Annotated in this window: 1 protein-coding gene; it reads left to right on the forward strand. The window is 54.7% G+C overall.

Annotated features, from left to right (window positions below):
- Positions 1 to 105: 105 nt before the first annotated feature.
- Positions 106 to 243, forward strand: a 138-nt coding sequence (locus GJQ66_RS16595; RefSeq protein ID WP_155049709.1) for an SDR family NAD(P)-dependent oxidoreductase, incomplete at its 3' end; no start/stop codon positions are given.

The following is a 243-nucleotide window of genomic DNA, read 5'->3' on the forward strand; positions in this document are numbered from 1 at the left end:
GCAGGCGGAATATCCCGGCACGGTACACGTCGCAGGTGACGTGCCGGAAAGCATCAATCCTGGTTGCACACTGAAATTTGTCGCTTAAGTCGTAAGGAGAAAAGTATGAAACAGGTTGCCGTTGTCATTGGTGGGGGACAAACACTCGGGGCGTTCCTCAGCCGTGGGCTGGCCGCAGAGGGCTATCGCGTGGCGGTAGTGGATATTCAAAGTGATAAAGCCGCAACCGTGGCACACGAAATT

The organism is Microbacterium sp. ZXX196 (assembly GCF_009709595.1).
In the GTDB taxonomy this organism is placed as follows: Bacteria; Actinomycetota; Actinomycetes; order Actinomycetales; family Microbacteriaceae; genus Microbacterium; species Microbacterium excoecariae.